The 260-nt window shown below is 68.5% G+C and carries 1 protein-coding gene; it reads right to left on the bottom strand.

Annotated elements, in window-relative coordinates:
* Nucleotide 1 precedes the first annotated feature (1 nt).
* Nucleotides 2–260, bottom strand: a 259-nt coding sequence (locus KVT32_RS30460; RefSeq protein ID WP_217619474.1) for a hypothetical protein, incomplete at its 5' end; no start/stop codon positions are given.

Below are 260 nucleotides of genomic sequence, written 5' to 3'. Positions count from 1 at the left end.
GCTAGGTCTTTCCGCCCCGCTTGGCGCCGGGCCGTACGGCCAAAGCTTCGTTCAGGCAGGGTTCGGCCGCCACGTATTCGCGCAGCTCGGCCACACGGTCGATGATGTCCTGGCGGAGGCGCAATCCGCTGGCGCTTCGCAAACCCGCCTCCAGGGCCACGATGACGCGCTGCAGGCGCCATATCTCCCAGGCCATGGCGCAGGCCTCGGAGGTCGGATTGCGAGCGTACAGCTCGCGTATGCGGGCAGCCGGCAATGGG

Origin of the sequence: Achromobacter sp. GbtcB20, from assembly GCF_019091095.1 — a bacterium.
Lineage (GTDB): Bacteria > Pseudomonadota > Gammaproteobacteria > Burkholderiales > Burkholderiaceae_B > Achromobacter > Achromobacter mucicolens.
Note: the sequence above shows the minus strand (reverse complement) of the source record. Positions and strands in the feature narration are given on the sequence as shown.